The organism is Streptomyces bobili (assembly GCF_002154575.1).
Taxonomy (GTDB): domain Bacteria; phylum Actinomycetota; class Actinomycetes; order Streptomycetales; family Streptomycetaceae; genus Streptomyces; species Streptomyces bobili.
Map to the genome: position 1 here is coordinate 1 of NZ_MUBA01000744.1, position 4,175 is coordinate 4,175.

General features: G+C 71.8%; 4 protein-coding genes. 1 reads left to right on the forward strand and 3 read right to left on the reverse strand.

What is annotated here, in order from left to right:
• Positions 1 to 1,152, reverse strand: a 1,152-nt coding sequence (locus tag BZL64_RS37070) for a serine hydrolase domain-containing protein (RefSeq protein ID WP_107430427.1), incomplete at its 3' end; no start/stop codon positions are given.
• Between the two features lie 279 nt (positions 1,153 to 1,431).
• On the opposite strand from BZL64_RS37070, the gene BZL64_RS37075 reads away from it, so the two are divergent.
• The gene (locus BZL64_RS37075) at positions 1,432 to 2,229 is read left to right on the forward strand and encodes an EI24 domain-containing protein (RefSeq protein ID WP_086773393.1); all 798 of its coding nucleotides are present in this window, start codon (positions 1,432 to 1,434) and stop codon (positions 2,227 to 2,229) included.
• Here the strand turns inward: BZL64_RS37075 and BZL64_RS37080 are convergent.
• Together BZL64_RS37080 and BZL64_RS37085 are read right to left on the reverse strand one after the other, a co-directional pair.
• Entirely contained in the window at positions 2,210 to 3,535 is a 1,326-nt protein-coding gene (locus tag BZL64_RS37080) for a pyroglutamyl-peptidase I (RefSeq protein ID WP_086773394.1), read from the reverse strand. The genes BZL64_RS37075 and BZL64_RS37080 overlap by 20 nt on opposite strands.
• A 107-nt stretch (positions 3,536 to 3,642) precedes the next feature.
• Positions 3,643 to 4,175: TetR/AcrR family transcriptional regulator (locus tag BZL64_RS37085; protein WP_086773395.1), on the reverse strand; the 533-nt coding region annotated here is incomplete at its 5' end.

Below are 4,175 nucleotides of genomic sequence, written 5' to 3' on the forward strand. Positions count from 1 at the left end.
CCCCACAGCCCGCGCAGCCATCCGCACCGCGGCGACGAACCTCTCGTTCTCCACCGCCGCCCCACCCGGAAACGCGAACCGCCGCCGCGTGTACCCGTACGCCACCCCGCTCCGCGGATCGGCGAACCCCTGGCTCCCCGCCGCCCCGCTGTGCCCGAAGGCGCCGACGCCCAGCGTCGGATACCAGGTGTCCGCGGTCGCCTGGAAGCCCAGCCCGTACGACTTGTGCGCCCGCGCCACCAGGTCGTACCCCACGGAGTGGAACTGCCCGAACTCGGCCGCCGTGTCGTCCTTCAGCAGCGGCACCTTCCCCCCGACCTCGCTGATCGCCGCCGCGTACATTCCGGCCAGCCCGCGCGCGGAGGCGACGCCACCGACGGACGCCGGCCCCTTGGCCCGGACGAGCGGATCGTTGGGCAGCGTTTCGAGATCGGTGGGTTCGGCGGCGTGCCGGTTGAAGGCGACGGCGGTAAGGGTGTGCGGCCCGCTCGGCAGCGAGTCGAGCAGCGCCCGCTGCTCGTCCGTCGGCGCCATGGCCTGTGTCGACCGGAACCGCGCCTCGTGCGCCCCCGGCAGCCCCAGGAAGAAGTCGAGCCCGTACGGCGCTCGTACGCGCTCCTCGTACACCTCCTGGAGTGTACGGCCGGTGGCCCGCCGTACGACCTCGCCGCTGAGCGCGCCGATGACCAGCGCGTGGTAGCCGAACGCGGTGCCCGGACGCCAGAACGGCCGCTGGTCGGCGAGGCGTTCGGCGATCTGCCGGTCGTCCGCCAGCTCCTGGCGGGAGAATCCGGAATCGGTGCCGACCACACCGGCCCGGTGCGCGAGCAGGTCGCGCAGGGTCAGCGAGCCCTTGCCCTCGGAGGCGAACTCGGGCCAGTAGTAGGTGACTTTGCGGTCCAGCTCCAGCGTGCCCTCCTGGACGAGGAGCGCGGCCACCAGATGCGCGGCACCCTTGGTGGACGAGAACACGCCATAGAGGGAGTCGGCGTCCACGCCGTCCCCGGCCCACAGGTCGACGACCCGCCGGCCGTGCACGTACGCACACAACTGGCCTTCGTAGTCGGGCCGTTCGGTCGCGACGAACGCCGCGAACTCGTTCCGCACCGGCTCGAAGCCCGCCGCGACGCTGCCATGGATCTCTAGGGTCATCCGCTCTCCTCAACAAGACCGCTACTCGCGTGTGCCATGGTCAACCATGCCGGTCCGGGCTTGCCGCGATCGTGAGTGCTTTCCGTGGATCGGTACGGCGAGGTCTACCCGTTCGACTCAACGGCGGCGGGACGATGTTGGTGTCACCGATAGCCCGGATGGCCTACGGATGCCGCCGGGACAGGAGTTCGGGCACCAGGCCGCACGGCTTTTCCGGCCGTCCCGCGCCCGGCTCGCAGCGGCGGGGATGACATGCTCGCGCCCCGATAGGATCCGGCCATGCATGATCTCGGGGCGGGTTTCGGATATCTCCTTCAGGGCCAACGCTGGGTGGCCCGGCACGGAAAGCAGTACGGGTTCGGGCTCGTGCCCGGCCTGATCACGCTGGTCCTCTACCTGGGCGCGCTCGTGTCGCTCGCCGTGTGGGGCGCGGACTTCGTGGGCTGGGCGACGCCGTTCGCCGACGACTGGTCGAGCCCCTGGCAAGGACTGTTCCGCGGGTTTCTCACCGCCGTGCTGTTCGCCCTTTCCCTCCTCGTCGCCGTGGTGACCTTCACCGCGGTCACGCTGCTCATCGGGCAGCCGTTCTACGAGGCCCTCTCCGAGACGGTCGACCGCGATGTCTCCCCCGACGGCTCGGCCCCGGTCTCCGGGCTGCCGCTCTGGCACGAGCTGTGGATCTCGGCCCGCGACAGCCTGCGGGTCGTGCTGCGCGCGCTGATGTGGGGCGTGCTGCTTTTCGCCCTCGGTTTCATCCCGTTCCTCGGCCAGACGGTCGTGCCGGTGATCGGCCTTTTCGTCACCGGTTTCTTCCTGACCGAGGAACTGACGTCCGTCGCCCTCCAGCGCCGTACCGTCGACGCACGCTCCCGGCTCGCCCTGCTCCGAGCCCGCCGGACCCTCGTCTGGGGCTTCGGCACGCCCCTCGCGGTCGCCTTCCTGGTTCCCTTCGTCGCCGTGTTCCTGATGCCGGGCGCGGTCGCCGGAGCGACGCTCATGGCGCGGGACCTGCTGGGCGAGGAGACCGAGGACGAGAACGACCGCGAGGAGCCGGACGCTATCCCGCGGCCCCACTGACCGCCACGGCCACGGCCACGATGGCCCGCACCTGCGCGATGATGTCGAGCCGGTTGCGTACGAACTCCGGGTCCGTCACCGTCCCGGTGGCGGGGTCGGTGTTCCCGGCGCCGAACTGGAGCACGGGCGTGTGGACATGGCCGCCCGGCAGCGCCCCGCGCAGCCCGAGCCGGTCGCGCAGCAGGGTCGCCCGGTAGGCGATCTCGTTGGAGAGGTAGTCGCCGCCGCCCCCGGCCCGCGCGGCCGACCCGGCGGTGGGCCCGTCCGGCCGTACGACGGGAGCGGTGCCTCCCGCCGGGATCTCGGTCACGCTCGTGTTGTCGTACACGGGGAAACGGCCGGTGTCCGCCGCCACGATCTCCCGGTACGGCAGGGTCGTCGTCGTCCACTGGGGCTGCGAGGCCGGATCGGCGACCGGCACGGTCTCCGTCCTGCTCACGTTCTCGTTGTCCGGGAAACCGCCCCGCCAGGCCCCGTTCGTCCGCTCGACGTCGAACCGGCCCACGCGCCCCTGGCTGACGGTCGTGAACAGGTCCACCCGGCGCAGGTACGGCCGCAGCGTCCGCTCGACCGTGCCCTCGGCGAAGTCCCGCCAGCGCACCGGAAACACGGCCGTCTCGATGCGGGCCGGGCCCTGGGCGGTCTCGATCACCGTGCCGTCGAGCGCCAGCGCGCTCGCCCCGGACGGGTTGGAGATCCGCACGTCACGGTCCAGCGTGAACGGATCGAAACCGGTGACGAGAACCCGCTTGAGCCCCTTGGCGCCCCGCGGAAGGCGAATGTCGGTCTGCCCGCGCGAGGTCCGTTCCAAGTCGTCGATCAGAGCCGCCCGTTGGGCCTCGCTCAGGCCGAACCCGGAGTCCCACTCCCGCACCTGCCGTGACATCGCCAACCGCGCCCAGTACAGCGGCCGGTCGTCGTCCCGGCTCAGCTCCCCGCCGGCCGGCCCCCGCCCCTGCGCCCGGTCCACCGCCCGCCGCCACAACGCCGATCCCTCGGCCACGACGACCCGGCGGGCCTGCGCGTAGGAGTGCGCGGTACCGAGCCGCCTCGCCAACTCAGGGGCCACGGTGTCGAATCCGGACGCCGCGAGAATCTCCCGCGGCACCGCCCGGTCGAGCCGCAGCTCCTCGACGGTGAGGGCCGCGACCGAGGACGTATCGGCAGCGGAGGCGGAGGCGGAGGCGGCGGCGGCGGGTGAGGCTGAGGTGGCAGCGGTGGCCGAAGCGGGCACCGTGAGACAGGCCGTCAGGGTGAGGCCGAGGCTGAGGAGACCTGCACGAACTCGTGGGCAGCGCGGGGCCATTGAGGTCCTTCCGTCGCGGTGGGGCGCGTGGCGCGGGACGCCGGAAGTATCGCGTGGCAGGTGTGGTTCACGCCATGGGGCACCCGTCGGTGCGCCGTCAGAGCCCGTCAGTCGACGTTCTCGCCCAGCAGCCGCAGGAAGTCGCGGAAGGCACCCGGCATGTCCACCGACTCCGGGTCCAGAAGCCACTGGTACTGGAGGCCGTCCATCACCGCCACCAGCAGCGGAGCCGTCCGCTCCGGGGTGAGGCCGTTGGGGAGGCGGTCGCCGTACTCGGTGCGCAGGGCCGCCGTGATGTCGGCCCGCACCTGCCGGTACCGGTCGGTGAAGTAGCTCCGTGCGGGATGCCCCTCGGTGACGCTCTCGCCGAGGAGTGCGGAGAAGGTCTGGATGATGCCGGGCCGCATCGCGTTGTACTCGACCAGCGAGCACAGCAGGTCGATCCGCCACCGGTTGTTCGGCATCGCGTCCCACTGGTCGCGTTCCTTCAGCACGGTGACCAGCAGCGCGTCCTTGGTGGGGAAATGGTGCAGCAGACCCTGCTGGGTCAGTCCGACCCTTTCGGCGACCGCGGCCAGGCTCGCACCCCGGTAACCGCGTTCGGCGATCACCTCCAGGGCGGCCCGCACGATCTCGGCGC